Raw genomic sequence first — 26,787 nt, 5'->3', positions numbered from 1 at the left:
CTAACTTTGCCCCAGAACAAACCAACTTAACACCGTGGGAAGAAGAAAAATACAGCTGGCGATTTTGGACATGTACGATGGTGAGCCTAATCAAGGCATGCGCTGTATCCATGATATTCTTACCCGATTCGAGGATAGGATTTCTTGGAAAGAATTTGATGTCAGAGGAAAATCCCAGATTCCCAATATTTTGGAATACGACCTTTTCATTTCTACAGGCGGTCCTGGAAATCCTTTAGAAGGAAACGGAGACTGGGATTTGAAATACTACGATTTTCTTGATCAGATTCTGATTTGGAACCAAAATCATAGCCAAAAGAAGCATTTGATGTTGATTTGCCATTCTTTTCAGATGGCTTGCAAGCACTTTGGATTGGGACAAATCACCAAAAGGAAATCAACCTCTTTTGGGGTGATGACTGTGCATAAAACTCCTGAAGGATTTAATGATCCTGTTTTCCTAGGCTTAGAAAATCCTTTTTGGGCGGTAGATTCCAGAGATTATCAGGTTGTCCAACCCAATTCCAAAAAATTCAAGGCCTTAGGTGCCAAGATCATTGCGCTTGAAAAAATCAGAAACCATGTGGAGTATGAAAGAGCCATCATGGCTATTCGCTTTACGGATGAAATTGTTGGGACTCAATTCCACCCAGAGGCTGATGCAATGAGCTTTTTGGAGCATCTCAAAAAACCGGTGGTTCGGGAAAAGATTATTGAACTCAAAGGGAAGGCAAAGTTTAGAACTATGCTGGAAGATTTGGTGGATGAGAATAAAATCTACAAAACCAATGAAACCCTGATCCCTAATTTCCTCGAACAAGCGCTTAGAAAAATCAAACTCGCTCAAACCCCTTCTCTGACATGATAGAGGATCTTCGAAGTCGGTTTAATGCAGAATTTTCCAAGGAAAAGTATGAATCCTTTCTTAAGGATATTGAATCAGATTTTGGATATGCTCCGACATTCCGAATTGCTGAAACTCCGTTTTTTATCCCCAAAAGTTTAAAGAATCAGCTTTTCGAAGCTTGCGGGCAGGTAATTGACTTTATCAAAAGACCGGATTTCAAGGCGATTACTCAGCGTTCCATTGAGTTGAATACGGCTGTTCCCAATGAGGATGAGCATACCCAGTTCTTGGCGATAGATTTTGGGATTTGTGAGGAAAACGGAAAGTTGATTCCCAAACTGATCGAAGTGCAAGGTTTTCCTTCCATTTTCAATTTTCAGTTTAATCTCAATCGAAAGGTCAAAAAATATTATCCCTTTTTGGAGTCACTTTCCCCATATCCAGATGGAATTTCCGAGGAGAAATATCTCGAAATTTTAAATCGTGTTGTATTGGGTATGCATAAGAATGAGGAAGTGGTTTTGCTGGAAATTGAACCAGATAAACAGAATACTAAGATCGATTTTTATTACGCCAAAAGGGATTTGGGTATACCCATTATATGCGTGACTGAGGTGATTAAAGAGGGGAAAAAACTCTTTTATCTCAATCCAAAAGGCCAAAAGGTTCAAATCAAGAGGGTTTACAACCGTGTGATTTTTGATGAATTGGACCTTAGAAAAGACCTTAAGCTTCAATTTAGCTTCACAGAAGAATTAGATGTCGAGTGGGCTGGTCATCCTAATTGGTATACTCGGATTTCAAAGTTTATTCTTCCATACTTACAGGGGCCATATTTTATTGAAACAAAATTGCTTAGTGAATTGGAGCAAATACCTGAGGACTTGGAAAACTATGTGTTGAAGCCTCTTTTTTCATTTTCAGGATCAGGTGTGATTTTTCATGTTAAAAAAGAGGATGTGGAATCAGTAAAGGAAAAGGATCTCTACATTCTCCAGAAAAAAGTAAACTACCTGCCTGTAATTCAATCTCCAGATGGAAAAGTAAAAGTAGAGGTAAGGATACTTTGTCTTTGGCCTGAGGGAGATGAAAGCCCTACAATCGTCGGAAATCTTGCAAGGCTAAGTAGAGGAGAAATGATCGGAGTAAAATTCAATAAGGATAAGGACTGGGTAGGAGGGTCGATTGGACTCTTTGAAAAATGAAAAAGCTGAGCAAAACTCAGCTTTTATTATTTATTCTTGTTTCCACTTGGAAGGGTCTTTTCTCCATTCCGCAAGAGATTCCAAGGTGTCTTCATTGATGTATTTTCTATGGACTGCTCTAGGAAGTAGGTGATCATAATTGCACAAGCAAACCAGTTTGACGTCAGCATTTTTGAAATTTTCAGTTGCCACATCAAAGCCATAGCTAAAAATGGCAACCATTCCCAAAACCTCAAAACCTGCTGCTCTTAAGTCATCAGCAGCTTTAAGGGAGCTACCGCCTGTAGAAACCAAATCTTCGACTACGACTACTTTTTGGCCAGGAACCACTTTGCCTTCAATCATATTCTCCATCCCATGACCTTTTGGTTTAGAGCGAACATAGATGAATGGAAGGTTCAGTTCATTGGCGATCAAGGCACCTTGAGGAATTCCAGCAGTCGCAACGCCGGCAATGGCTTCTGCTTTTGGGAAATGATGCATGATGCTTTTCACCAATTGCTCTTTGATCAGATTTCTCACTTCCGGGAAAGAAAGTGAAAGCCTGTTGTCACAATAAATAGGTGACTTCCAGCCTGAAGCCCAAGTGAAAGGTTTTTCGGGTTGAAGGCGAATGGCCTGAATTTCAAGGAGCTTGTCCGCGACTTCGGCGGCTGTACTTAAATCTAGAATTTCCATAAGCTCAAAAATAGCAGATAAAAAAAGTTTAGAATTGTGCCGGCTGATTTTTTTATGCATTTTTGACCAAACCAGCAGTTTATCCACCTCCTTTTCGCATGAAAATTTTTGTTAACGACAAGCCTTTGGAGCTGATCAGCTATGAAGAACTTGATCCCTCAAAAACCTACGAGCACATTTATACCCAAAGTGATGAATTGCCTGCAGAAGTGGAGTGGGAGGAAGATGTGATTTTCCATGAACCTTCCCATGACCTGATCATTCGGCTTTTGTACTTGTTGAGAACCAGGAAAATGAAAAAGCTGGATTCCGTAACCTTGGTTACCAAGGACAGAAAAGCCTTGAAAGCATTCGTTAAAAGCAGATTTTTAATTGTTAAAGCTGCCGGAGGGATCGTTGCCAAAAAAGACAAAGTCCTGATGATTTTCCGATTGGGTAAGTGGGATTTTCCAAAAGGGAAATTTGACAGAGGGGAGACTCCTGAAGCTTGCGCCAAAAGAGAAGTGGAGGAGGAGTGTAATATCAAGGTAAAACTCGGACCTCATATCGTAAACACTTGGCATACCTATACCCAGAACCGAAAGTCAATTCTTAAAAAGACCTATTGGTATGTAATGGAATCATCCAATGATTCTACCATGAAACCCCAAGCAGAAGAAGGAATTGAGGATATTTTGTGGATGTCAGAGCAAGATGCCAAAACTGCACTGATCAATTCTTATCCTTCTATGAGGCATTTGTTCAAAGAATACCTCAAAAAACACATGAAACCTCAGATTTCGTAAGGAAGAAATTCTGACACATCGCCACCGTATCTATGAACTTCTCGAATGATGGTGGAGCTAATCGGTGCGAATTCAGGAGAAGTGATCAAAAAAACCGTTTCCAATTCTTCATTGAGATATCGGTTTAGCTGACTGATGGTGTTTTCGTACTCAAAATCAGTGGTATTTCTCAAACCCCTAACTAAAAATTGGGCTCCCAACCTTTTAGCCAAAGTGGAAGTAAGTTCGTTGTAAACTTCAACTTTGACTCGTGGCATGTCCGCATAAACCTGCTGGATTTTTGGAACCATGTAGTCTATTTCAAAATACCTCGACTTTTTCGTGGAATTGTAGCCTATTCCGATTACGACTTCGTCAAAAAGCTTGAGGCTTCTCAATACGATATCGTGATGCCCTTTGGTAAATGGATCAAATGATCCCGGAAAAATTGCGATTTTTTTCATGGTTTAGTCCATTTGCCAATTGGCTTCGAATAGATTCTCAGACTTCAGGTGCTTGAACCCATGTCCATAATTCTGATTGGCATGTGGTTTTACCATTCTAAAATGGTGAAAATAAGTTTCCCCCCACTCCTGGGTGATTTCATTTTCCTCAGGTGATCCAAATACACTTACTCTAGCATGTTTCTTATCAAACTTCAATTGATCCATAGCTATGAGCGTGTACTTCAAAACGTCTTCAGGGCTTTCGATTTCAAACATATTGAACAGACTCAATTCCTGATCTGTGAACGCAGCCAAATACATCTGGCCACCATTGTAATCGATCAGAATTTCCTGCCCAATCAGATTGAATCTTTCTTTGAAAAGATAGGAGAGGAAAGAACATGCTCCATGATAAAAGCTCACTTCCGGAAATCTGGATTCCAAAGCTTTCTGTTGTTGGCTGGTGATGGAAGAGACAAGGATTAAGTTATTGCTGTCCAACCCGCAGGTAAAATAATGATGCTTTCCTGAAGGTTCGCCTGCAAATATGAGGTATTCGGCTTCCTGCCCAGGTTGAAAAAGTAAACCAGGTATTAGGGCAAATACAGGCTTATGGAAATATACTTTACAAGGCACATCCTGCTTGAGCAACTGGTCTGCACTTAGTAATTGCTCCAATTCCTCTAATCCTAGATTGAGGTGATGATGTACTGCGATGTTTGCCCCGTTTTTGTCTTTCGCAAAAACGAAGGCAGAATTTGGGTATAAAAAAAGTGATAAGCCCGCTGTGTCCTCCACATCAAACTTATCACTTTTATAAACTTTAGTTTCAGTTTTCAAAAGCTGTTTGGATTATTTCCAGTTACCTTCAGTAGAAGCGTCGGTTCTGGAGCCTACTCTCAATGCTTTTTCGTTGTTGTTCAATCTTCTTTTTGGATTAATTGGAGCCGGGTCACGAATTTCAAATACGTTAACCATGTATCCACCTGTCTTCTCGATTTTGTCTGAGAAGAACTCAAATTGCTTTCCTCCTGATCCTGGTACTACCGGTAGAAGATCCAAGTTGAAGTCAGGGAACTTTCTTTCATTGAACAAGGAATCCATTACTCCGACTGAACCCAAGGTGTCATAAGAAACATTAATTTCTTCAGCACCATAATCCAACAACTTGGTGGTCTCAGTTCTTTGTACCAACCAGATTTGGCCATCTTCGATAAACATTCTCAAGGAATCCCAGGTGCTTGCATATTTTCCGTTGGAAGCTTGATAAGCCAACTGAGCATCGCGAAGCATCTCCAGTTTCTGAATAGTTGCAGCCTCTAGGAGGGCGATTCTTTTTTCCTCTTCTACTACGTCGTTGACACCTTTCCAAAGAAGGTAACCCAAAAACACTGCAGCTGCGAAGAAAACTAAGGATAGAACTCTAGTAAGATTCATTTTGATAAGATTTAGAAATCTGGTTAAGGTTGAAGGTTTTTAAAAACGTGCTATTTTATAGAAATATTTCCAAAATTAAAATATCCTTTCCACAATCCTAGGTCAGATAGACTTTTAATTCCCCAAAAGACCTGATGAAGGGATTCTTTTGGAAGATTTTTTAGCTGATCGGTACTCATCCAGGTAAGTTCAAGAAGAATTTGTCCATTTTGGTCCAGCTCCGGGTCAATGCCTAATTTTAAATTTCCTCCCAATTTCCTCACTTCAAAGAAATGTTCCATGGCATGAAGGGGAGGATCTAGGTATTCGTGAACAAATAAATAAGGCCCTATTTCAATTTCCAATCCGGTTTCTTCCAAGAATTCTCTTTTCAGGTTTTCCGGGGCAGAGGTTCCGTATTTCATACCACCTCCTGGAACAGACCAAAAGACCCGATTTTCACTCATTTGGTGTTTTACCATAAGGATCTTATCCTCTTCAATCAAAATCCCGTTCACGCGGCTTCTAAGCCTATGTCCAAATTTTGATTCGATTTCTTTGCTGATTTGATCTTGTGGCATTTACCTTCGCTGAATATGGGTAAAGATAGTCAGGCAAAGATTAAGCCCTCAGACCTTTTAATCAAATATTTTCCTTTTTCTCCAACTTCTGGACAGGCTTCTTTTTTCCAGAAGATGAATTCCTTTTTGGAAAAGACGCCTGATGAAAAGCCCACTTTTGTTCTCAAAGGCTATGCTGGTACGGGAAAAACCTCCCTGATTTCTGCTTTGGTCAAAATACTTCCCAGACTGGATATGAGGTCTTTGTTGCTCGCCCCCACAGGTAGAGCTGCCAAGGTGATGAGTAATTACTCAGGTCGTGGAGCTTATACCGTCCATAAAATCATTTACAAACCCAAAGGTGATCCGGGCACCATGGGCGGGGGATTTATTCTTCAGAAAAATTATTACAAAGACACTCTATTTGTAGTCGATGAGTCATCCATGCTGGCCGATGACGGAGGGATGTCTGGTAATTTGCTTTGGGACTTAATTCAATTTGTTTTTTCAGGAAAGGATAACCGCTTGCTTTTGGTTGGTGATACTGCCCAGCTTCCTCCGGTGGGAAGTGAATATAGCCCTGCTTTGGAAGCTGGATATTTGCTGCGTCATTTTCGACTTCAGGCTGATGAAATTGAATTGACAGAAGTCATGCGTCAGCGTTTGGAGTCTGGAGTATTGTACAATGCCACCCAGCTTCGTCAGCAATTGAAGATTGAAGTTCCGGCAATTCAGGTGCATACCATGGGTTTTAAAGATATTTTCCGAATGACATCAGAGCGGTTGGAAGATGGGCTTCGCTATGCCTATGATAAGTTTGGGACTGAAAATACTACCATAATTACCCGCTCCAATAAGGCAGCTGTTCAATACAATCAATACATCCGAAGGGTGATTCATTTTTATGAAGATGAAATCAGCGCAGGGGACTTGCTGATGATTGTCAAGAATAATTACACCTACATGGCCGAATCTGACAAGGTTAACTTCCTTGCCAATGGGGATATGGCTGAGGTGATGAAGATTCGAAATTTTGAAGAAATGTATGGACTTCGCTTTGCGACTTTGGAATTGAGACTGTTGGATTATCCGGAGGAACCTTTTTTTGAGGCAAAGGTGATTTTGGATACCCTGTATTCTCCAAGTCCTTCTCTTACTCGGGAGCAATACCGAAGTCTATATGAGCAGATTTCTGAGGATTATGCGGATGTAGCCAATAAGACTGAAAGACAGGAACTGATTCGAAAAGATCCCTATCTGAATGCGCTACAGGTCAAATTCGCTTATGCTTTGACTTGTCACAAGGCGCAGGGTGGACAATGGAAAGCGGTTTTTGTGGACCAAGGCTATCTCAAAGATGAGCAGGTGGATCGGGATTTTGTGCGCTGGCTATACACCGCAATGACTAGGGCAACCGATGAATTATATCTGGTTAATTTTGCTCCTAACTTCTTTACAGGGTTTAAAAAAGAGATTGAATAAAGGAAGAAAGATTTCTTCACAGAATTTAACAGGGTTGACAAATGAACTTTGGCAAGGTATTTTCGCATTTATATAATTGATGGCTTTGAAAGTTTGTAAGGCCAAAAAAGATTTGAATATTTAAACCACAAATACAATACGACTATGAAAAAATTAGGCATCATCTTCAGTTTGTTGGCTTTCGCTTTGGTATTCCAAGCTAATGCTCAAACCTCAGGATCAGGAGCGGTAATTACCTTCAAGGAGAATTCCGTGGATTTTGGTGATATCGTTCAAGGAGATAAAGTCGAGCATACTTTTGTGCTGACTAATTCAGGTACCGAGCCTTTGGTAATTTCTAACGTGGCAGCGACTTGTGGATGTACAGTTCCAGTTTGGCCAAAAACTCCAATCGCTCCAGGTCAAACCGCAGAAATCAAGGTTTCTTTCAACTCAGCTGGTAAAATGGGTAAGCAAAACTCTGTAGTTAGAATTTACTCCAATGCCTCTGAGCCAATCGAGAAAGTTTCTTTGATCTCCAATGTTTTGCCAAAAACCAATTGATTAAGACTTTTCAACCTTCAATTAGCCTGTCAGTTTCCTGACAGGCTTTTTTATTGGTTGGTGAGAAAATATCCACTTACTCAAAAGAAATAGCTTAAGAATCCCTCATTCTGAACTTAGGATGAATTTGAGGGGTTTCTTTTTCATAAATTATCCCCATGGCACCGAAGAAAGAAAGAAAAGTCACCATGAGCCAGGTTTTCAAAACCATTATCTGGCCCAGACGAAATCACCTGTTTTTAGGATTATTTTTAATCATCATCAGCCGGCTTGCTAGTTTGATTTTGCCTGGTGCAAGTAAGTATCTGGTCGACGATGTGATTCCCAGCAATGACCTCAACATGTTGAAATGGCTGATTTTTGCCGTGGTAGCCTCGATTGTGGTCCAGTCTGTGACTTCTTACGCTTTGACTCAGATCTTGAGCGTCGAAGCCCAAAACCTTATTTCAAAACTCAGATCCCAAGTTCAAAGTCATATCATCAAGCTTCCCATCCGCTTTTTTGACAATGCCAAAACCGGGGAACTTGTCAGTCGGATCATGACCGATGTAGAAGGAGTGAGAAATCTGGTAGGAACTGGCTTTGCCCAGATGATTGGAGGGATTTTGACTGCGGTCATTTCCTTGGTTTTGTTGATTAGCATTAGTCCCTTGATGACGCTTTATGTACTCGTTCCTGTGGTTGTTTTTGGATTGGTTTCTTTAAAAGCCTTTGGGAAAATCCGCCCTATCTTCCGGGAAAGAGGAAAAATCAATGCTCAGGTTACCGGTCGATTAACCGAAACTCTGGGTGGAATCCGAGTGATTAAAGGCTTTAATGCCGAAGGACAAGAGATTAAGACTTTTGAAAAAGGAGTGGATGAGTTGTTCCAGAATGTAAAAGCGAGTTTGACCGCTACCAGTTTTGTGACCTCCATGGGTTCCTTGTTGCTGGGATTGGCCTCAGCTGGGATCATGGGTATTGGGGGTTGGATGATTATGAAAGGGGAAATGACTTTCGGTGACTTTTTGGCTTTTACCCTGTTTTTGGGCTTTATGATTGCCCCGATTGTGCAGATGTCCAATATCGGTAGTCAGCTTACCGAGGCTTTTGCCGGTTTGGACAGGACAGAGGAGATTATGAATACTCCTTTGGAATCTGATGATCGAAAAAGAACCAAAGCGCTTAATTCCATCCAAGGTGATGTGGAATTTCAGGATGTTTCTTTTGCTTATGAATCAGGAAAAGAGGTCGTGAAAAATATCAGTTTCAAAGCTCCTTCTGGTTCAGTAACCGCTTTGGTAGGGACTTCAGGATCTGGAAAAACTACCATAGCAGGCTTGGCGGCCACATTTCTAAATCCAGATTCAGGACAAATTTTCTTGGATGGAGTGGATTTGCAAACCGTGACTTTGGAGTCGTTCCGCTCTCAATTGGGCGTAGTACTTCAGGATGACTTTTTGTTTGAAGGTACAATTCGGGAAAATATCCTTTTCCCAAGACCTGATGCTACGGAGGAAGAATTGAAAAAAGCCGTGATTGCTGCCCATGTGCAGGAATTTACTGACAGATTTGAAGACGGTTTGGATACCTTGATCGGGGAGAGAGGGGTGAAGCTTTCTGGAGGTCAGCGTCAGCGGATAGCCATTTCCAGAGCGATTTTGGCGAATCCGCGAATCTTGATTTTGGATGAGGCCACTTCGAATTTGGATACAGAATCGGAGACTTTGATTCAAGCGAGTTTGAAAGAACTGATGAAAGGCAGAACCACATTCGTGATTGCCCACCGATTGAGTACCATCCGACAGGCAGATCAGATTCTGGTCATCGAGCAGGGTAAAATCGTAGAACGAGGCAAGCACGAGGAATTGATTGCTCTGGAAGGAAGATACTATCAATTGTACACGTATCAGGCAAGAATTTAATCCAGAACATGCTAAAGCGGATTCCAAATCCTTCAAAAGTCAAGGGAATCAAGGTGGTTGAAAGCTTCGTGCTAGCAAAAGGATCAGCGATTTGCCTGCCTGGATTTGGGATTTTGATTTCCTCTTCTATTCCAGAATCTATTCGCTTGGAGATCATCCAACATGAATACGGACATTACCTGGATTATCTTTTTGGAATAGAAGGGGATCGCAAGAAGTTTCTGGGTTCAGCTTTTTTGGGTTTTTACCTGAAGATAGGCCTTCCAAGTTTGCTTAATTTAATTCCAGGTTTCAATCGCTTACCTTGGTTTAAAGGTTCTCATCGAGTATTTTGGACAGAAATCCGAGCCAATCGTCTGGCTCATACCTATTTTCAAAACGATTTGGCGGAAGGTTTCTCTCGTCGTTTTCCAACTCAAGACTAGCTGAAAATTTGCCATGAACCAAAGAAGAAGATTTCTCAAGACCCTAGGAATAAGTTCACTGCTTATTACCCAGAGCTCTTCTTGGATATTGGCCAGATCCTTTTCCAAAAGTAAAATCAAGCTCGGCTTGATTTCAGATTTGCATCAGGATGTGATGCCAGATGGGAAAGCCCGATTGGAGGTCTTTTTGGAATACATGAACCAAAAACAAGTCGATGGGCTGATTCAGCTGGGTGATTTCGCAGTTCCTTCTTCCGAAAACCAAGAGTTGATTTCGCTTTTCAATTCATTTCATCCACATGCTTTTCATGTTTTGGGAAATCATGATGTGGATTATGGGCATTCTTGGGAGCAATGTTTGCAGGCCTATGGAATGAAGTCGCGATATTATTCCCTGGAGTTTAAGAGGATTCAATTGATTGTTTTGGACGGAAATGATACCGGCTCGCCCGCACATAAAGGAGGCTATCCTTCATACGTTGGTCCTCAGCAGCAGGAATGGCTAAAAGACGAACTTGAAAAAACCGAATTACCTGTTCTGCTTATTTCCCACCAACCCATAGCAGGGATTTACACCATCGATAATGCTCTGGAGATGCAGGATTTATTGGGGAAGTATTCGGATAAAATACTTTTAGCGATCAATGGACACGCTCACGTGGATCAGCATCTCGTGGTAAAAGGGGTAAACTATCTCCATATCAATTCTGCATCCTATTATTGGGTGGGGAAGGGTTTGGCCCATGAAAGCTATCCAGCGGAGGTTCATGAAAAATATCCTGAGTTGGCATTCACTTGTCCTTATTCCCAAAGCCTTTTTGCCCTGCTGACCCTTGACTTGGAAAAAGGAGAGATCCTTTTGGAAGGGAGAAAAGCGGAATGGGTGGGCCCATCTCCACAGGAATTGGGTATTTCGTATTTGACTGAAAAGGAGAGGGTGGAGAATTTGATACCGGGAATAAGCTCAAGAACAATTTGAATTTTTAAGGCAAGAAAAAAAGCAGCTGAGATTTACAGCTGCTTTTTGCTTTTAATAAAGATGAAATCAAATGATTGATTAAAAAGGCAAATCTGCCTCAGCTTCTTCGAGAGCTGCTTTTTCGGATTTGCTTCCACCCAAAAGGAGGATTTCATTGACGATCACTTCTGTGACGTATTTTTTCTCCCCGTTTTTGTCGGTGTAGTTGCGATTGCTGAGTTTGCCTTCGATGGCTATCTCCGAACCTTTGTCTGTGTACTTGTCCAGGATTTCTGCGTTTTTGCCCCAGATGACCAGATGGGTCCAGGTAGTTTCGGTGATTTTTTCTCCCTTGGCATTTCGGTAAACTTCGTTGGTAGCGATGTTGACATTACCCACGATTTTACCATTTTCGAGAGTTTTGATTTCTACTTTGTCACCTAGGCGACCGATGAGTTGAACTTTGTTTCTTAGCGCGTTCATGATTTTAAAAGAATAAGTGTGAAAGATTTGGTTTAACAATTTCCGCTAGAGGATAACTGATGGACCAAAGTTGGGAGGAAGCGCAAGAAAGAGTCGGGAGCTATTCGCTTGTTTCCGATTGTATTCGTTTGTTGTCGGATAAAATAGCCTTAGATGCTGGAAATGGATTTTTTTAATGAAAAGAAATGATTAGGTTGAGTGGTGCTTATATATGAGTTACCCGCAAGGGTAGCGGACGACACAAACAACGACAATGAAGAAAAAAATAATAATCGGAACAACAATTTTAGCAATAACAACAACTGCATTTACAATGGGACTTTTTGACAAATTATTCGGTAAGACAAACCCTGAAAAACCGACAACTACTTCTCAACCAAAAGTTGGACATCAAGAAGAGTGGGAATTTTATTTCAGTAATGTAAACGACAAGTTAGGTTCACTCTTTGTTGACCTTGGCCTTCGCAAAGTTGCACCAATGGCAGACAAACCAAATGTTGTTTGGGTTTCCATTAAAATGAATAATCCACGAGAAGACGGACTTTCATCACAAGAAGAAAGCGAGTTGCTTGGCGACATTGAAGACGCTTTGGTTGACAAAATTATTTCCAAACACAACTCCATTTACGTTGGACGACTGACATCGGCAGGCGACAGAGATTTGTATTTTTATTTTGGTGACACCACGCTTTACGACAAGACAATTTCAGAAGTAATGGTTGCTTATCCAAAATATCAATTTGACTTCGGCTCAAAGGAAGACAAAGAATGGGGCGGCTATTTTGACTTTCTCTATCCTTTACCACAACAATTTCAAAGCATTCAGAACAGACGAGTAATTGAACAATTAGAAAAAGGCGGAGACAAACTGACAAAAGAAAGAGAGGTATTTCATTGGATTTATTTCAAATCGGACAGCGACAGAGAAAAGTTTTTAGAGAAAATTAAAAATGACAATTTCTCAATCGTAAGTAAATACAGCGACAAATCTTGGGGAGAATTTGCTTACCGACTTCAACTAAAACGAGTTGACAAGGTTGACCAAAACAGTGTTGACGACTACGTTATTTATTTATGGAAACTTGCAAACGAATTAAATGCAGAATATGACGGTTGGGAAACTTCAATTGAAAAAGACTAACTATGATGACAGACAGAACGCCAGCAGGTAACAGCACATTTGCATTAGGCGGGGTTTCGTGCTCCGCAGACAGGTTTGTGGTAGCCGAAAGTTTGGTTCTCCGCATCAACATTTGTGTTGAAAATCGCCACCTTCGCCAAGCCCGAAAACGTTCAATTTACTTATGAAAAACCCTATCCTTATCCTCCTTATTTTTCTTACTGTTTTGAGCAGTTGCCAGCCTGAGTCTGTCAATCAGGAGTCTTTAAGCACAAACCAAGAAGCGTCTCAGACAAAGGGACTAGCTGAAGGTAAAATGCAGGAACCCGTCTTTTTTCCTTCCGAACTTCCCTATCCTTTTTCCAGTGCAGTACAGGTAGGGGATATTCTATATTTATCCGGTGAGATTGGAGATGCAGGAAATGGAACAGGTGTAGTCCCGGGCGGGATAGAGGCCGAAACGCACCAGATGTTTAAGCGAATTCAGGCCACCCTTGCCCAACATGGACTAGGCTTGGAGGATGTGTTTAAATGTACCGTGATGCTGGCCGATATGTCCGAGTGGCCTGCCTTCAATCAGGTCTATGCGACCTACTTCGAGAAAGGTAAATACCCCACCCGTTCGGCAATGGGAGTAAATGGCTTAGCCCTTGGGGCAAGAGTGGAGATGGAAGTTTGGGCTTATAATCCTCAGAAAAAGGCTTCTGAATAGGATTAGATGTGATTTTATAGCGAATACTTTTTCATTGCTTCTCAATCGTTTCCGTTGATTTTTGCGATAGGGGAGATTCCCCTCCTTTTTTATGGCTATTTTAAGTAGATGATAGCAAAGGACTTATCCAGAAGGGACTTTATTCAAAAAAGCTTGGCTGCCGGCTTGGGTTTGGCAGCATTTCCGAGTATTGCTGGGCTTGCTTCCCAAGCCGAACCCAAAATGAAATTTGGCTTGGTAACCTATGAATGGGCCAAGGATTGGGATCTGCCTACCTTAATTTCCAATTGCGAAAAGACCAGAATTTTGGGAGTGGAGCTTCGTACCCAGCATGCGCATGGAGTGGAAATTTCCCTTTCGAAAACCCAACGGGAGGAAGTCAAAAAGCGCTTTGCGGATAGTCCTGTGACTTGTTTGGGATATGGGTCCAATTACGAATACCATAGCCCAGACCCTGAAAAGCTCAAGCAGAATATCGAGGGGACCAAAGCATACATTGAGCTTTGTCATGATATTGGAGCAACGGGAATCAAGGTGAAACCCAATTTTCTGCCTCCAGACGTACCCAAGGAAAAGACCATCACCCAAATCGCAGCTTCTTTTAATGAAGTCGGAAAATATGCCCAGGATTTTGGGCAGTTGATCCGGGTGGAAGTGCATGGGCAATACACCCAAGAGCTACCCGTGATGAAGGCGATTTTTGAGCAGGTCACAGAATCCAATGTCAAAATTTGCTGGAACTGCAACGAGGAGGACCTTTTGCCTCCGGGTTTGGAAGCCAACTTCAATTCTGTCAAGCAATGGTTTGGGGACACGGTTCACGTTCGGGAATTCAACGTAGGCACTTACCCTTATCAAGACCTTTTCAGATTATTCAATCAGATGAATTACGAAGGTTGGATTCTGATGGAAGCCCGAACCCAACCTACTGACCGAATTTTGGCTTTGCGTGAGCAAAAGGAAATCTTTCAGCAATTAACCACTGCGAGTACCTCCCTCTAACTCCATCAATTAACCGCTCCATGGAAAATAAACAGTGGTCAGTCTCAGTCATCAGACCCAGGGATCGGTCTCAGTTTGCAATGAAGTAGGAAAATTGAATAGTAGAAATTCAGACAACCCAAAATCAATAACCAATAACTCACAACTAATATTCATCCGACATCAAACAAAAACCCATAAAACCATGAATTCAGATCAATCACGCAGAGACTTTCTCAAAAAGTCAGCGCTTACCACCGCAGGTCTAAGCCTTGGCGCTATGGCCTTTTCTCCAAAAAGCTATTCCCGAATCCTCGGTGCCAATGACCGGGTGAATGTCGGCATCGTTGGTTTCTCTGACCGATGTCGGGGAGCCTTGATCCCTGCCATGCAAATCCATGCCAAGGAAATGAACTTTCAGTTTACGGCAGTTTCGGATATCTGGAGCAGAAGAAGAGAAGAATGCTTGGCCTATGTTAAAGACAAAGCAGGAGTGGATATCGCGGCTTGTCGAAACAATGATGAATTGTATGATCGAAAAGATGTCGACGCAGTGATCGTTTCCACTGCCGATTTTCAGCATGCCTTGCACTGCAAAGAAGCAGTGGAGGCTGGGAGAGATGCCTATGTAGAAAAGCCTTTTGCAGAAACCATGGCTGATGCCAGAGCAGCCAAAGAAGCTGTACTTCGGACCGGAAAAATCGTTCAGGTAGGTTCTCAGCGCCGCAGCGGGATCAATTACCATCAAGCCCATGACTTTATCAAGGCTGGTAAATTTGGAGATATTGTGGCAGTGGAGATGACTTGGAATGTGAATCAGCCAGGTCGATGGAGAAGAGCGGATTTGGTTAGCCAGATCCGAAAGGAAGATACCGACTGGGATCGATATCAGATGAATCGTCCCAAAACCGAATGGGATCCAAGAAAATATTTGGAGTTCCGTTTGTTCTGGCCGTATTCCTCCGGCATTCCAGGACAGTGGATGGCTCACCAGATCGATACCGTTCACTGGTTTACTGATCTTCCGCACCCCAGAAGTGTAGCCGCTAATGGAGGAATTTACCTTTGGAAAGATGGTCGTCAGAATTTTGATACCATGACCGCCGTCTTTGATTACGGACCTTTGAATGATCCAAGCAAGGGTTTTCAGGTGATTTACTCCTCACGCTTCACCAATTCTGCAGGGGGAACCAAAGAAATCTATTATTCCAATGCCGGTGAATTGAACCTGGATACCAATAGGATTTCTCCAAATGGAGGCCTATCTGCCAACCAAGCCAGGGCTATGGGAATGCAAGAAAATCTTTTGCCTGAAATGGCCTTGGGTGATGCAGTTAAAGTAGAAACCGGAGCAAATACCGGAGCTGATGACATGACTTCCGCCCATATGCGAAATTGGATGGAGTGCGTTCGCTCTCGCAAAAAGCCTAATGCCGACGTGATGGCCGGATATAATCATTCCATCGCCAATATCATGACCACAGCTGCTTTGCGTACAGGTCAGTTTGTGACCTTTGATGAGGAAAAGCAGGAAGTTTTGGCCGGAGGAAAGCCTTTCCAATACTAAGTCATGGTTCGGATGAAGCAAATTCAATGGGGGATGGCAGTCATACTGCTGTCCCTTTTTTCAGGGATAACACAAGCGCAAAACAAGGCAAAGAATTCCGTCCAATTGGTTCGAAAGGATGGAGAAAAAAAGGTGGAAGTTCTGATTGATGGAAAGTTGTTTACTAGTTATTACTATCCTGAAAGTCTGGCCAAGCCAGTTTTGTACCCCATCATTTCAGCAGGAGGTCATGAAATTACCCGAGGATATCCTCTTGCCCCTAGAGCCGGAGAGCGTGTGGATCATCCGCATCATGTGGGTCACTGGATGAATTATGGGGATGTAAATGGATTGGATTTTTGGAATAATTCCGATGCAATCCCAGCCGACCAAAAGAGTAAGTATGGAACTATCGTTCATACCGGAATTTTAGAAGCCAAGGAGACTCCAAAAGGGGCGGAATTGGAAATTGGAATGGATTGGGTCAGGCCAGATGGAAAAATTTTGCTCAAGGAAAAGACTCGCTTTGTCTTTTCTTCCGAAGGAGAAAAGCGGAGCATTACCCGAATCACTACCCTGACAGCTCAGGATTTATCGGTTTCCATGAAGGATAATAAAGAAGGAGTTTTTGCCATTCGGGTGGCCAGGGAATTGGAGCATCCCTCTAATAAACCTGAGATTTTCACGGATGCGAATGGGATTCCAACCACGGTTGCTAGTTTAAATAATGAGGGAGTAAGCGGGAAATATCGAAGCAGTGCTGGAAAGGAAGGGGATGAGGTCTGGGGAACCCGAGGAACTTGGGTGACTTTGAATGGACAGATTGGAAGTGAAACTATCACCGTAGCAATTGTAGATCATCCTTCCAATCCCGGCTATCCCACCTATTGGCATGCGAGAGGCTATGGTCTTTTCTCCGCCAATCCCTTGGGGCAAAAAGAATTGAGTGGAGGAAAGGATGTCTTGGATTTCAAGCTTCAGCCGGGAGAGTCGGTGACGTTTAAGTATGAAATTTTGGTCATTTCTGGTTATCAGCCCAATGATCAGGAAATGAATAAGGAAGCGCTAAAGTTTGGTAATTGGAGGTGAAAATTAAAGTTTGAAGAAAGATGAAAGAAAATAATCCTACCAAATGGTAGGTTATTTTTTCTTGACTAAAGATTGTTTTATAAATATGCTTCGTGGTATTTTCGAGCCATGAGTTCAATATTTCGTCAGCCTTTATTTTTACCACTTTGGTGCTTCCTCTTTTTTGGGTTTTTACTGAGTTCGTTTCCTCTTTCAGCCCAAGAAATAAAGCTAGAGCAGCCATTACTTAAAGACTTTCCTGATCAGGGCTATTCCAGAATGACTCTTGGAGATTATTTTACTTTGGAAAAGGAAGACTTTCTGTATAAGATTATTGATGGACTGCCACATTTTTATTCATCCGAAGAGTTTGAACAATTGATCCAAAAACTCCGCCCAGAACTCAAGGAATTATATTTTTATTCCTATTGGGCTTGGAATGTTTCTAATGGAGGTGTTTCCTATTTCTATGATAATGGCTATGGTTATATGATGCCGGAGATCCGGAAGTTTTATGAGCGGATAGGGGATTCAAAAGGATTAGAACTATTGGGAAAAGCTGAAAATTGGTATAAAAATAAACCTGAAGAAGAGGTTTGGTTTGATCTTAATCTTGAAAGCCTAAATCAAGAAATCAATGCTTATAATTCTCGATTTGACATCCTAGTAGAAGAATATATTAGAGCTAATTCGCATTTCTACCTTCGGGATCAAAATGGTGAAATTTTTCCCAAGAACTTTTCCGGCAAGGCCCTGTCCTTCGATCCTTTGGCTCAAGGACTAAAGGAAGTGGAAATTGTAAATAATCGTAAAGAGGGGAAAATGAAAATTCATTCTCCTGAAGGGGTGGTTGTAAAAGAATTCAATTTTGAAAATGGAATTCAAGTTGGTGTGCAGCGTTATTTTGACGAAAATGGAGTTTTGGATAAAGAGGAGGTGCTTTTTCCAAATTCTGACACCAAAGAAATCCGGAATTATTATCCCAATGGGCAACTTAAATACGAGGGGAAAGAGAAAGAGCTTTATAAAAATGTAGGATTACAAACTTATTGGTATGAAAACGGGGTGGTAAAGTATGCCTTTGTTTTAGATGAAAACGGAAATCATACGAACCCATATTTCGAGTATTATCCCGATGGATCAAAAAAGTTAGAGGTGGATCGTCGCAAAGAAGAGCCAATCTATCTTAATTTTTGGGATGAAAACGGAGTTCAGCGTCTTAATGACGGAACAGGAGAGTACTTTTATGAATATGCCTATGATGGAGATACCACTCGTTACGAATACCAAATTCTAGATTACAAGAAGCATGGAGTTCAAAAAGAATTTCGAAATGGAGTCCTAGTCAAATACACCGAGATGAACCACGGCCAATATGATGGCTACCATCGGGAATATTATCCTGACGGAAGACTAAAAGAGGAGTATTTGATGAAAGCCAATAAAGTGGTCTCCCATCGGAGTCTTTGAAGAATCAAATTTCGGATTTGGTTGGAAGAGGGAAATCCTAAGAATTAGTCCCCATCTTTTTGAGCAATTCAGAAGCTTCAGCAATATTGTCCACAGTGAAAAACCGCTCATGCTCCACCGTATGGTCGACTTGCTCATGGATCCAAGTCGTATGAAAAGGAATATGAATTCCATAACCCCCCAGTTCCAAAACAGGAAGAATATCTGATTTGAGGCTATTGCCCAACATCATAAACTCAGAAGGCTGGATATCTAGGTGTCGAATTAGTTTTTCATAGTCGGCTACCCGCTTCTCACTCATGATTTCGATATGGTGGAAGTGCTTCTCCAAACCGGATTTCTTGAGCTTTCTCTCTTGGTCGACCAGGTCTCCCTTGGTGGCCATCACGATTCGGAAGTCTCCATTGAGTGCCTGTAGTACTTCTTCTACACCCGGCAAAAGCTCCACCGGTTTAGCCAACATTTCTTTTCCGATTGCCAGAATTTTATCGATTAGCGTGATAGGAACTTTGTGATCCGAGATTCTCAAGGCCGTTTCGATCAATGAAAGCATAAAGCCCTTGATCCCGTAGCCATAGAGTTGAAGGTTTTCGATTTCGGTTCGATAGAGCTCCTTCATGATGGCATGCTCAGGCATAAAATCTTCCAAAAGGCTGGCGAATTTTTCCTCTGCCTCCCGGAAGAAAGGTTCATTCACCCAAAGGGTGTCATCTGCATCGAAGGCGATTACTTTGATAGGCATGGTTCTTTTTGTCAACGGTCGACAGTCCACAGTCGACGGATTTTAAATGTATAATTGAATTTAAAAATTGGCACGGAACGTCATTGCGAGTGACAAAAATCTAGACTATCTAAATTAAGATTTCATTATCTGTCACGAAGCAATCCATAATTACAAAAAGACTGCTTCGTCGTGCCTCCTCGCAGTGACGACCTTTTTTTGGTAATCCCCACTGGCTTCTGCCGACTGCCAACTGCCTACTGAACCGTCTCTTTCATCCAAGCCAATAGCACCTCTCTCCAGCCTTCCACAGCTCCTTTTCCTAAGCCAAAGCTGAAGCCATGTCCTCCGCTTGGGTAGATATGCAAGGAAGCCTTGACTCCATTTTTATGAAGGGCTTGAAAGTAGAGCAAGGAATTTTCAATCGGCACCCCTTTATCGTCTTGAGCATGAACCAAGAATGTTGGAGGTGTTTCAGCATTGACATTGAGTTCTCCTGAAAAGCGATCCATCAACTCTTGCGAGGCATTTTCTCCGATTAGATTTTTCCTTGAACCCGAATGAACTGCTGCATCCCGGAAGGAAATCACCGGATAAACCAAAATCGAAAAATCAGGTCTTGCCGAAAGGGCGTCAATGGCGTCCTTTGGACGATTTACCTCATGAGAATATTGCGTACTCACGGTGGAAGCTAAGTGGCCTCCGGCTGAGAATCCCATCACCCCAACTTTAGAAGGATTGATATTCCATACCTCAGCATTTTGTCGGACAAGGCGAATGGCCCGCTGAGCATCCATTAGAGGAACCTCTTTTGGATCTGTTAAAGACTTGGAAATTGGAAGTCGATATTTGACTACAATTCCTGCTATTCCTTGGGCATTGAGCCATTTGGCAAAATCAGTTCCTTCCCAGTCATAGGCTAGGATTCCATAACCACCACCCGGAAAAATCACCACAGCGTCACCTGTTGCGATCTGTTTGGTTGGCAGGTAAACTTCTATCGTTGGAATTTGCACATTGGCAATTCGAAGTATTCCTTGTTGAGTTGCCTCTTCCTTGAGATCGGATGGATTCTGAAGTGGGGGAGTGCCTACCCAAAGGGGGAGGGTATAATTTTGGGCAAAAGTCAGGATAGACAAGAGCATCAAGGCTAGGGTTAGAAAGGGTTTTTTCATAGCATAAAAGGCATTCTAAATTCTAAAATCACATATCTCAAATCCGACATCGGACATTACACTTTAAACTCAAAAATCTTCTCAGTCAACGCCCATCTCCAATTGGCTGGGGTCCCGGGAAGATTGGTTTGGTATTGTCCTAGAAAGGCTTCCCATTCCTGAACTTTCGGGTTGGCATTATCCAAGGCGGCTTTTTTCTCAAAGCTGAAGTCATCCTCCGTGATCATGATCATGCTCAGTCTATTTCTCCAGCGGTAAATACTCATTTGAAGAACTCCTGCCATTCGAATACTTTCCAGGATTTCAGGAGCTACTGCCTTGTGGCAATCCACATACGCTTGAATGGCTTCTGGTTCGTCTTTTAGGTCACAGATTAGGAGGAAAGTTTGCATGAAATGGACACAGGAATAAGCTTCAATAAACCGAAAAAATCCCAAAATTCTTTCCTAATGTTTCAAAAAAGGAATGGATCAATTCGGATCCACATCCACGATCCAGCGGACAGACCTAAACTCGGGCACCGATTGTAATTCCTCCAAAATTTTGCTTAGGCCCTCTTTGAATACGGACTGTGTATTTCCGGCCTTATCCAGTTTAATCAAGCTCTCAAACTGGTATTGGTTTTTGATTCTGGCGATGATTCCTTTTTCCGGGCCCAGAACAATTTTTTTAACTGGCAGATTAGCCATCTGATGATGCAGGGCATGGGCAGCCTTTTCAGCTACTTTAAAATCGGTGTGTCTGGTCGTGATTTTGACCAGTTTCACAAAAGGGGGATAGAAAAACTTTTTCCTATCAAACATTTCCTGTCGGAAAAACTCGAAGTAATCTCCCCGAATTACCTTTTCAAAGAGGTCATTTTCTGGGTTTCGGGTTTGAATTATTACCTGCCCTTTAATATCTCTACGTCCAGCCCTTCCTGCCACTTGGGTGATTTGCTGATAGGCTCTTTCTCCGGCCCGGAAATCAGGAAAATTCAAAATTCTATCTCCATCCCAAATCCCTACCACAGTCACCTTGCCAAAATCCAGTCCTTTGGTAATCATCTGAGTCCCCACCAAAATATCGATCTGCCCTGCAGCAAACTCATCCAATAAGCGCTGATAGCCATATTTATTTCGAGTCGTATCCAAATCCATCCTTCCCATCCTGGCTTCTGGAAAAAGCAAACTCAAGGATTCCTCAATTCGCTCGGTACCCATGCCTTGAGTGCTCAGTTGGGAACTACCGCATGCTGGACAAGTCTGAGGGACTTTTTCCTTGTAGCCACAGTAGTGGCAGCGAAGCTCCTCTGCGAACTGATGATAGGTCAAGCTGACATCGCACTGCACGCATTCTGCAGCCCAGCCACAATCTTCACATTGGACATAAGGGGAGTAGCCCCGGCGATTTTGGAAAATGATAATCTGTTGTTGGTTTTCCAGCGCATTTTGGATCTTTTCCCGAAGCAGTCGAGTCGAATCCAGTTTGAGCAGGTTTTTCTTTCGGTCTGCAGAAAGATTAGCCAAATGGTACTCAGGCATACTTGCCTCACCAAAGCGATGGCTGATTTGCACATAACCGTATTTGCCCTGAGTGGCATTGAAATAGGTCTCAAAGGAAGGTGTAGCCGAACCCAAAAGTGTTCGAGCCTGATGAAAATAGGCCAGCATGATCGCTGCATCCCGGGCATGAAATCTAGGCGCAGGATCAAACTGCTTGTAGCTTGGCTCGTGCTCCTCGTCGATAATCACTAACCCTAAACTATCAAATGGCAGGAAAATAGAAGATCGTACACCTACTACAAAAGTAAAACGTCCTGAGAGGACTCCATTCCAAACTTCCACCCGTTCGTTGTCAGAATATTTGGAATGGTAAACTCCCATTTGGGACCCGAAGACTTGCTTCAATCGACTCACGATCTGCGTAGTCAGCGCGATTTCAGGTAATAAAAGCAAAACCTGAGATCCACTTTCCAAAACTTCCTGAATCAGCTTGATGTAGATTTCTGTTTTTCCCGAACCCGTCACCCCATGCAAAAGCACGGATTGTTTGGTTTCGAAATGGGTTTTGATTTCCTCCAAAGCCGCCTGCTGGGTAGAGGACAGGGCAGAGGCTTCCCGCTCAGGTTCCTCCTCCTCGATCCGGTTTACCACCAATTTGAAAGATTCGAAAACTCCATTTTTGATCAGGGTTTTCAATGAGCTTTCTGAGTCACCCTCTTCCAAAAGAGTGGCTTTATCCAGCCCTTTTTCATTCAGATGGGGTTTGTTGAAAACCGGAATATCCCTGAGGTATTTCAGTAGAATGGATTCTTGCTTGGGTTTGCCTTGAACAGCCTCGAAAACCGCTTGGAGGGCGTTTTTGTCTTTGGCAATGGCAGGGACCAGACGAATTCTTGTTTCTACTTTTGGAGTATACTTTTCCTGAACTTTCTCAAAAATCAAAATGGCCTCCTTGGCTACCAGGCTTTTTAGAATCGGGTGAATGGTTTTTACTCCAAGGATTTTTTCGCAGTCTTCGTAGCTGAGTTCATTCTGGTTTTCCAAGGCTTCCAGAATTAATTCCTCACGGGTATCCAAAGGGTAAGGGCTGGATTCCAGATCAAAGTTAGGATTAGCCTGGATTTTACTTTCTGAAGAAAGCCGAAGCCCAGAAGGCAAAGCCGCAAACATCACCTCCCCGATATGGCAGAAGTAGTATTCCGCCATCCACACCCAAAACCGAATCTGCAAGGGATTGACGCTGGGTTGAACATCCAGAATATCCAAAATGGGCTTGGCTTCGTAGGCTTGGGGAGGTTTGTTGTGAACCTTACCGATGATTCCGGTTAGGATTTTTTTCTTTCCAAACTGCACAATGACCCGCTGTCCAATTTGAATTTCTGATTGGAAGTTTTTGGGAATCCTGTAGGTAAACATCCTCGGGATCGGAACAGGCAGAATGATATCGGCGAAGTTATTTCCGCTGTTTTTTTCCAAAAAATCTTGATCTGCAAAGAGACTTTCCACCAATTCAGGCCAAATAGGGTAATTGAGTAAGGGCTTCTTCCAAGGAACTTACCGGACGTCGGCAGGCTCGATCGAAGCAAACATAAATTAAGGCATTTCCATTTGAATCGGGTGTTTTTCCCTGAAGAATCGGGGCATTTTCTGTCAAAGTCTCCGACCAGGCCAAAACCGAATTGGGGAGGTAAGCTTGTTGAAATTTAAAAGCAAGGGCTTTTGCTCCCTTTCCGACTATGGCGATTTCAGCACTGGGAACCAGATTCTCCAGATATAAAGTCGCCCAATTGCAAAGGAAACCCGGATCTCGGGTGATGAGCTCTTTCATTCCGCCCAGCATTTTCAGGGCTAGTGAAGAATACTTTTCCTCATAGGTCAAAAGTCCTAATCGGTGAAGATTTCTCGCCATGACCGAATTTGAAGAAGGAATCACATTGTCAAAAAGCTCCTTTTTATTAGCTATCAACTTTTCTGCTTTTGGATTATTGAAAAAGAAAAAGCCATCTGATTCATCAAAAAACTGATCCAGGCAAAAGTCGGTGAGTTCCTGGGCGAAGTTCAAATAGGAGCTTTCTCCAGAGCTTTCAAAAGCCATAATACTTGCCCGAATTATTGCTGCATAATCTTCAAGGAATGCCGGAGTGTAAGCCTGACCGTTCTTGTAGGATCTATGTAAAACCCCATTAATCATCATTTTGGATTGAATGAAATCCAGGTTTTGAAGAGCCAAATCTAGCATTTTCGATTCTCCAGTGGCATGATAAGCCTGAATCAGTCCCGCGCTCATGATTCCATTCCAACCTGCTAAAACCTTATCGTCTTTTCCAGGGAATATTCGTTGGTTTCTGACTTTTAAAAGGATCTTTTTGACAACCTCTAATTTGCTCAGGAGCTCCTCTTCCGAAAGACCAAATTCTGAAGCTACCTCGTAGTAGCTTTGAGTTTGAAAGAGGATATTGACTCCGTTTTCCCAGTTTCCCTGAGGTTTTAAATTGTATAGTTTGCTAAGCCAAGGCAATTCATCCCCGACCAAGCTTTGGAGTTCGGCATAGGTCCAGGTATAGAATTTTCCTTCTTCGCCTTCGCTGTCTGCATCTTGAGCTGCATGAAAACCGCCTTCACCTTGAAGCATTTCGGATTCCAGCCAATTTACAGTTTCCCTAACTTTTTCCAGAAAAAATGAATCGTGACTGGCTTGATAAGCTTTGGAGTAAAGCTCTAAAAGTTGCCCATTGTCATAGAGCATCTTTTCGAAATGCGGAGCAAACCATTCCCCGTCAACGGAATAGCGGGCGAAGCCACCACGCAATTGATCGTAGATTCCGCCCATTCCGATTTTTTTCAAGGTGAAAAACACCTTCTCTTTCAAATCTTCCCGCTTTGAAAGGAGGGCATAGTCCAGAGTAAAAAGCCAGATAGCCGGCATGGGGAATTTGGGAATTCGGTTCATTCCTCCCCATTCCGGATCAAATTGTGAATTCAACTTGGTTACAATTTCTACCAATTCGTCAGCATCAAGTTCGGTCTCCTCAGCAGCGATGCCATACTTTTCTGTTTCCTTTCGGCTCAAGCTTCTCCCAAAACCTTCCGCACTTTCAGCCAATTGGTCTTCATGTTTGGCAAAAGCATCCGCGATATTGGCCAAAAGCTGCTTCCATTTCAGATTGGGAAAATAGGTTCCTCCGTAAAACGGTTTTTGATTGGGCATCAGAAAGACATTCAGAGGCCAGCCACCCTGCAAGCCCATTGCCTGAACTGCATCCATGTAGATATTATCCAAGTCGGGTCTCTCTTCCCTGTCGATTTTGATGCAGACAAAGTGCTCATTCATCAATTCTGCAGTCACTTCATCCTCGAAACTTTCACGTTCCATCACATGGCACCAATGGCAGGCAGAATAACCAATTGAAACCAGAATTGGCTTATTTTCCACTTCAGCCTTTTTCAATGCCTCCGGTCCCCAAGGATACCAATCCACTGGATTATGAGCATGTTGAAGGAGATAGGGGCTTTGAGAGTGGAGGAGACGATTCATGTATTGAAGGATTGGAATTTTAAGTCACCCTGAGCGGAGTCGAAGGGTCCTCGACTCCGCTCGGACTGACAAAGATTGATGATGAAATTTGAAATTGAGAATTTAATTGGAGCCATGAAGGCGGTTTTCAATCAGTTGAATTTCTCTTGAAAAATCAAATTCCCCATTCAATCGTTCCAGTTTAGCCAGTAAGTTTTCCAGAAATTTCCGGTAAGAATCGGAGTCGGGGTTCATGGGTCTATGCGCCAACTCCAAGTTGATTTTTTCGATTTCCTTGACTTTTTCCTGAGTCTCTGAATCAAAAATGGCTTTTTTCCATTTTTCCCAGATGTAGTTTTCAGCTTCTTCGGAAGGATGGATCCTATCACTTTTATAAAATCTATAATCCCGGAGTTCATCCATCAGGATTTCATAAGCAGGGAAATAGGAAACCGATTCGAATTGATTTTCAAGATTTGAACAAAGAACACGAAGTAGGCTTTTGCTCAGCTGGTTTTCTGGAATTCCGTCTTTGATATGCCGAACAGGACTAACTGTTAGGACTATTTTTAGCTTTGGATTTAGAGATAAAACCTTTTGTAAAATGCCAACAAGGCCCTTTTCCATTTCTTCTATAGTAGTCAGCCTTTTCCTGAATAATTTTTGAGGCTGCTTATGGCAGTTGGCCACAGGTCCATATCCATCCAACTCGTAAATCCAGGAGGTTCCTAGTGTCAAAATGAGATGACTGCCTTCTGACAGATAGGTTTTAGTTTTCTGAAGTTGAAATTGGAAAAGGTCAATTAACTCCTCTTTCGTCTTTCCCCTGAGATCCGAATGGGCTTGGTAATGAAAAAAGCTTTGATCCCTTTCCAGAATTCCTTGAAGATTGGGTGAGTTTTCATTTACAGCCATTTCAAGCAAATCCGCCAAATTGAGTGGATGAAAAATCGTCCCAAAAGGATTGATCAAAATATCAAACTTTGAGGTCTCCATTTTCTGCCCAATTGTCTGAGCAAAGCAGGAGCCCAAACTCAGGATTTTACTCTGATGTGAAATGGGAAAGGGGGATTCAGGGACAGGAAAATCTATAAACCAAGACATGGCTTGAAATTAAGGAAAATCATGGAGGTGAGCTTGAAAAAAGGTTTTTGGTCGATTGAAAATTACCAATCCATGTTGCTAAATTCGTTTTAGAAAGCGGGTGTAGCTCAGTTGGTAGAGCGTCAGCTTCCCAAGCTGAAGGTCGTGAGTTCGAGACTCATTACCCGCTCTGAGGACAGCT

26 protein-coding genes and 1 tRNA gene are annotated in these 26,787 nt (G+C 42.4%); 15 read left to right on the top strand and 12 right to left on the bottom strand.

The window, feature by feature from the left end; translation table 11 throughout:
* The first annotated feature begins 34 nt into the window (after nt 1–34).
* Nucleotides 35–865, top strand: coding sequence for a type 1 glutamine amidotransferase (locus DFQ04_RS06675; RefSeq protein WP_394345579.1), 831 nt, complete (start codon nt 35–37; stop codon nt 863–865).
* Nucleotides 862–2,052, top strand: a complete 1,191-nt coding sequence (locus DFQ04_RS06670) for a hypothetical protein (RefSeq protein ID WP_133553923.1) — start codon at nt 862–864, stop codon at nt 2,050–2,052. Before DFQ04_RS06675 ends, DFQ04_RS06670 begins: the two co-directional genes overlap by 4 nt.
* A gap of 30 nt (nt 2,053–2,082) precedes the next feature.
* Here DFQ04_RS06670 and pyrE read toward each other — a convergent pair whose 3' ends face one another.
* Entirely contained in the window at nt 2,083–2,730 is a 648-nt protein-coding gene (pyrE, locus tag DFQ04_RS06665; protein WP_133553921.1) for an orotate phosphoribosyltransferase, read from the bottom strand.
* A gap of 98 nt (nt 2,731–2,828) precedes the next feature.
* Here pyrE and DFQ04_RS06660 point away from each other — a divergent pair, with 98 nt between their 5' ends.
* Nucleotides 2,829–3,515 (top strand): NUDIX hydrolase, encoded by a 687-nt coding sequence (locus DFQ04_RS06660; protein ID WP_133553919.1) that lies wholly within the window; start codon nt 2,829–2,831, stop codon nt 3,513–3,515.
* Here DFQ04_RS06660 and coaD read toward each other — a convergent pair.
* From coaD to DFQ04_RS06640, 4 genes are read right to left on the bottom strand one after another with little or no spacing between them, the layout of a single operon-like run.
* Nucleotides 3,503–3,958 (bottom strand): pantetheine-phosphate adenylyltransferase, encoded by a 456-nt coding sequence (gene coaD / locus DFQ04_RS06655; protein WP_133553917.1) that lies wholly within the window; start codon nt 3,956–3,958, stop codon nt 3,503–3,505. The genes DFQ04_RS06660 and coaD overlap by 13 nt on opposite strands.
* Nucleotides 3,959–3,961: 3 nt before the next feature.
* Entirely contained in the window at nt 3,962–4,780 is an 819-nt protein-coding gene (locus DFQ04_RS06650) for a DUF3822 family protein (RefSeq protein ID WP_133553915.1), read from the bottom strand.
* 12 nt (nt 4,781–4,792) lie between these two features.
* Nucleotides 4,793–5,377 (bottom strand): hypothetical protein, encoded by a 585-nt coding sequence (locus DFQ04_RS06645; protein WP_133553913.1) that lies wholly within the window; start codon nt 5,375–5,377, stop codon nt 4,793–4,795.
* Nucleotides 5,378–5,427: 50 nt separating this feature from the next.
* On the bottom strand, nt 5,428–5,937 hold the full coding sequence (locus tag DFQ04_RS06640) for an NUDIX domain-containing protein (protein WP_133553911.1): 510 nt from the start codon (nt 5,935–5,937) through the stop codon (nt 5,428–5,430).
* 15 nt (nt 5,938–5,952) lie between these two features.
* On the opposite strand from DFQ04_RS06640, the gene DFQ04_RS06635 reads away from it, so the two are divergent.
* The 5 genes from DFQ04_RS06635 (at nt 5,953) to DFQ04_RS06615 (ending at nt 11,249) form a co-directional block, all read left to right on the top strand.
* On the top strand, nt 5,953–7,398 hold the full coding sequence (locus DFQ04_RS06635; protein WP_133553909.1) for an ATP-dependent DNA helicase: 1,446 nt from the start codon (nt 5,953–5,955) through the stop codon (nt 7,396–7,398).
* Nucleotides 7,399–7,542: 144 nt separating this feature from the next.
* Nucleotides 7,543–7,941 carry a DUF1573 domain-containing protein gene (locus DFQ04_RS06630; RefSeq protein ID WP_133553907.1) on the top strand — a complete coding sequence of 133 codons (399 nt, stop codon included), beginning with the start codon at nt 7,543–7,545 and terminating at the stop codon, nt 7,939–7,941.
* A gap of 158 nt (nt 7,942–8,099) precedes the next feature.
* Entirely contained in the window at nt 8,100–9,845 is a 1,746-nt protein-coding gene (locus DFQ04_RS06625) for an ABC transporter ATP-binding protein (protein ID WP_208110506.1), read from the top strand.
* Nucleotides 9,846–9,853: 8 nt separating this feature from the next.
* Nucleotides 9,854–10,270, top strand: coding sequence for a hypothetical protein (locus DFQ04_RS06620; protein ID WP_133553905.1), 417 nt, complete (start codon nt 9,854–9,856; stop codon nt 10,268–10,270).
* A gap of 13 nt (nt 10,271–10,283) precedes the next feature.
* Nucleotides 10,284–11,249 carry a metallophosphoesterase family protein gene (locus tag DFQ04_RS06615; protein WP_133553903.1) on the top strand — a complete coding sequence of 322 codons (966 nt, stop codon included), beginning with the start codon at nt 10,284–10,286 and terminating at the stop codon, nt 11,247–11,249.
* A 78-nt stretch (nt 11,250–11,327) separates the two neighbouring features.
* On the opposite strand, the gene DFQ04_RS06610 is transcribed toward DFQ04_RS06615, so the two are convergent.
* The gene (locus DFQ04_RS06610; protein ID WP_133553901.1) at nt 11,328–11,711 is read right to left on the bottom strand and encodes a single-stranded DNA-binding protein; all 384 of its coding nucleotides are present in this window, start codon (nt 11,709–11,711) and stop codon (nt 11,328–11,330) included.
* A 253-nt stretch (nt 11,712–11,964) separates the two neighbouring features.
* Between DFQ04_RS06610 and DFQ04_RS06605 the strand changes: the two genes are divergently transcribed.
* The 6 genes from DFQ04_RS06605 (at nt 11,965) to DFQ04_RS06575 (ending at nt 18,608) form a co-directional block, all read left to right on the top strand.
* Nucleotides 11,965–12,852 carry a DUF695 domain-containing protein gene (locus DFQ04_RS06605; protein ID WP_133553899.1) on the top strand — a complete coding sequence of 296 codons (888 nt, stop codon included), beginning with the start codon at nt 11,965–11,967 and terminating at the stop codon, nt 12,850–12,852.
* 163 nt (nt 12,853–13,015) lie between these two features.
* Nucleotides 13,016–13,543 (top strand): RidA family protein, encoded by a 528-nt coding sequence (locus DFQ04_RS06595; protein WP_208110505.1) that lies wholly within the window; start codon nt 13,016–13,018, stop codon nt 13,541–13,543.
* Between the two features lie 108 nt (nt 13,544–13,651).
* Complete coding sequence (locus DFQ04_RS06590) at nt 13,652–14,545, top strand: sugar phosphate isomerase/epimerase family protein (RefSeq protein ID WP_133553895.1); 894 nt, start codon at nt 13,652–13,654, stop codon at nt 14,543–14,545.
* Nucleotides 14,546–14,729: 184 nt separating this feature from the next.
* Nucleotides 14,730–16,091, top strand: coding sequence for a Gfo/Idh/MocA family oxidoreductase (locus DFQ04_RS06585; RefSeq protein ID WP_133553893.1), 1,362 nt, complete (start codon nt 14,730–14,732; stop codon nt 16,089–16,091).
* Nucleotides 16,092–16,124: 33 nt separating this feature from the next.
* A complete protein-coding gene (locus tag DFQ04_RS06580) occupies nt 16,125–17,159 on the top strand; it encodes a DUF6807 domain-containing protein (protein ID WP_133553892.1) in 1,035 nt (344 codons plus the stop codon).
* Nucleotides 17,160–17,267: 108 nt separating this feature from the next.
* Nucleotides 17,268–18,608, top strand: a complete 1,341-nt coding sequence (locus DFQ04_RS06575) for a DMP19 family protein (protein ID WP_133553890.1) — start codon at nt 17,268–17,270, stop codon at nt 18,606–18,608.
* A gap of 37 nt (nt 18,609–18,645) precedes the next feature.
* Here the strand turns inward: DFQ04_RS06575 and DFQ04_RS06570 are convergent, their stop codons facing one another.
* The 6 genes from DFQ04_RS06570 to DFQ04_RS06545 all read right to left on the bottom strand — a co-directional run bounded on the left by DFQ04_RS06570 (nt 18,646) and on the right by DFQ04_RS06545 (nt 26,606).
* Nucleotides 18,646–19,350, bottom strand: coding sequence for an HAD family hydrolase (locus DFQ04_RS06570; protein ID WP_133553888.1), 705 nt, complete (start codon nt 19,348–19,350; stop codon nt 18,646–18,648).
* A 236-nt stretch (nt 19,351–19,586) separates the two neighbouring features.
* Nucleotides 19,587–20,504 (bottom strand): alpha/beta hydrolase, encoded by a 918-nt coding sequence (locus DFQ04_RS06565; RefSeq protein ID WP_133553886.1) that lies wholly within the window; start codon nt 20,502–20,504, stop codon nt 19,587–19,589.
* 56 nt (nt 20,505–20,560) lie between these two features.
* Nucleotides 20,561–20,896 carry an L-rhamnose mutarotase gene (locus DFQ04_RS06560; protein WP_133553883.1) on the bottom strand — a complete coding sequence of 112 codons (336 nt, stop codon included), beginning with the start codon at nt 20,894–20,896 and terminating at the stop codon, nt 20,561–20,563.
* 78 nt (nt 20,897–20,974) lie between these two features.
* Entirely contained in the window at nt 20,975–23,494 is a 2,520-nt protein-coding gene (priA, locus tag DFQ04_RS06555; RefSeq protein ID WP_133553881.1) for a replication restart helicase PriA, read from the bottom strand.
* 4 nt (nt 23,495–23,498) lie between these two features.
* Entirely contained in the window at nt 23,499–25,523 is a 2,025-nt protein-coding gene (locus tag DFQ04_RS06550) for a thioredoxin domain-containing protein (RefSeq protein ID WP_133553879.1), read from the bottom strand.
* Between the two features lie 102 nt (nt 25,524–25,625).
* Nucleotides 25,626–26,606 carry a GSCFA domain-containing protein gene (locus tag DFQ04_RS06545; RefSeq protein ID WP_133553877.1) on the bottom strand — a complete coding sequence of 327 codons (981 nt, stop codon included), beginning with the start codon at nt 26,604–26,606 and terminating at the stop codon, nt 25,626–25,628.
* A gap of 96 nt (nt 26,607–26,702) precedes the next feature.
* Between DFQ04_RS06545 and DFQ04_RS06540 the strand changes: the two genes are divergently transcribed.
* Nucleotides 26,703–26,775, top strand: a tRNA-Gly gene (locus tag DFQ04_RS06540).
* Nucleotides 26,776–26,787 lie beyond the last annotated feature (12 nt).

The organism is Algoriphagus boseongensis (assembly GCF_004362805.1).
Classification (GTDB): Bacteria; Bacteroidota; Bacteroidia; order Cytophagales; family Cyclobacteriaceae; genus Algoriphagus; species Algoriphagus boseongensis.
Note: the sequence above shows the minus strand (reverse complement) of the source record. Positions and strands in the feature narration are given on the sequence as shown.

What these genes read in the sequence shown, in the direction of transcription:
- DFQ04_RS06670 (WP_133553923.1), top strand. Translation starts at nt 862, where the DNA reads ATGATAGAGGATCTTCGAAGTCGGTTTAATGCAGAATTTTCCAAGGAA.
- pyrE (WP_133553921.1), bottom strand. Translation starts at nt 2,730, where the DNA reads ATGGAAATTCTAGATTTAAGTACAGCCGCCGAAGTCGCGGACAAGCTC.
- DFQ04_RS06660 (WP_133553919.1), top strand. Translation starts at nt 2,829, where the DNA reads ATGAAAATTTTTGTTAACGACAAGCCTTTGGAGCTGATCAGCTATGAA.
- coaD (WP_133553917.1), bottom strand. Translation starts at nt 3,958, where the DNA reads ATGAAAAAAATCGCAATTTTTCCGGGATCATTTGATCCATTTACCAAA.
- DFQ04_RS06645 (WP_133553913.1), bottom strand. Translation starts at nt 5,377, where the DNA reads ATGAATCTTACTAGAGTTCTATCCTTAGTTTTCTTCGCAGCTGCAGTG.
- DFQ04_RS06640 (WP_133553911.1), bottom strand. Translation starts at nt 5,937, where the DNA reads ATGCCACAAGATCAAATCAGCAAAGAAATCGAATCAAAATTTGGACAT.
- DFQ04_RS06635 (WP_133553909.1), top strand. Translation starts at nt 5,953, where the DNA reads ATGGGTAAAGATAGTCAGGCAAAGATTAAGCCCTCAGACCTTTTAATC.
- DFQ04_RS06630 (WP_133553907.1), top strand. Translation starts at nt 7,543, where the DNA reads ATGAAAAAATTAGGCATCATCTTCAGTTTGTTGGCTTTCGCTTTGGTA.
- DFQ04_RS06625 (WP_208110506.1), top strand. Translation starts at nt 8,100, where the DNA reads ATGGCACCGAAGAAAGAAAGAAAAGTCACCATGAGCCAGGTTTTCAAA.
- DFQ04_RS06620 (WP_133553905.1), top strand. Translation starts at nt 9,854, where the DNA reads ATGCTAAAGCGGATTCCAAATCCTTCAAAAGTCAAGGGAATCAAGGTG.
- DFQ04_RS06615 (WP_133553903.1), top strand. Translation starts at nt 10,284, where the DNA reads ATGAACCAAAGAAGAAGATTTCTCAAGACCCTAGGAATAAGTTCACTG.
- DFQ04_RS06610 (WP_133553901.1), bottom strand. Translation starts at nt 11,711, where the DNA reads ATGAACGCGCTAAGAAACAAAGTTCAACTCATCGGTCGCCTAGGTGAC.
- DFQ04_RS06605 (WP_133553899.1), top strand. Translation starts at nt 11,965, where the DNA reads ATGAAGAAAAAAATAATAATCGGAACAACAATTTTAGCAATAACAACA.
- DFQ04_RS06595 (WP_208110505.1), top strand. Translation starts at nt 13,016, where the DNA reads ATGAAAAACCCTATCCTTATCCTCCTTATTTTTCTTACTGTTTTGAGC.
- DFQ04_RS06590 (WP_133553895.1), top strand. Translation starts at nt 13,652, where the DNA reads ATGATAGCAAAGGACTTATCCAGAAGGGACTTTATTCAAAAAAGCTTG.
- DFQ04_RS06585 (WP_133553893.1), top strand. Translation starts at nt 14,730, where the DNA reads ATGAATTCAGATCAATCACGCAGAGACTTTCTCAAAAAGTCAGCGCTT.
- DFQ04_RS06580 (WP_133553892.1), top strand. Translation starts at nt 16,125, where the DNA reads ATGGCAGTCATACTGCTGTCCCTTTTTTCAGGGATAACACAAGCGCAA.
- DFQ04_RS06575 (WP_133553890.1), top strand. Translation starts at nt 17,268, where the DNA reads ATGAGTTCAATATTTCGTCAGCCTTTATTTTTACCACTTTGGTGCTTC.
- DFQ04_RS06570 (WP_133553888.1), bottom strand. Translation starts at nt 19,350, where the DNA reads ATGCCTATCAAAGTAATCGCCTTCGATGCAGATGACACCCTTTGGGTG.
- DFQ04_RS06565 (WP_133553886.1), bottom strand. Translation starts at nt 20,504, where the DNA reads ATGAAAAAACCCTTTCTAACCCTAGCCTTGATGCTCTTGTCTATCCTG.
- DFQ04_RS06560 (WP_133553883.1), bottom strand. Translation starts at nt 20,896, where the DNA reads ATGCAAACTTTCCTCCTAATCTGTGACCTAAAAGACGAACCAGAAGCC.
- DFQ04_RS06550 (WP_133553879.1), bottom strand. Translation starts at nt 25,523, where the DNA reads ATGAATCGTCTCCTCCACTCTCAAAGCCCCTATCTCCTTCAACATGCT.
- DFQ04_RS06545 (WP_133553877.1), bottom strand. Translation starts at nt 26,606, where the DNA reads ATGTCTTGGTTTATAGATTTTCCTGTCCCTGAATCCCCCTTTCCCATT.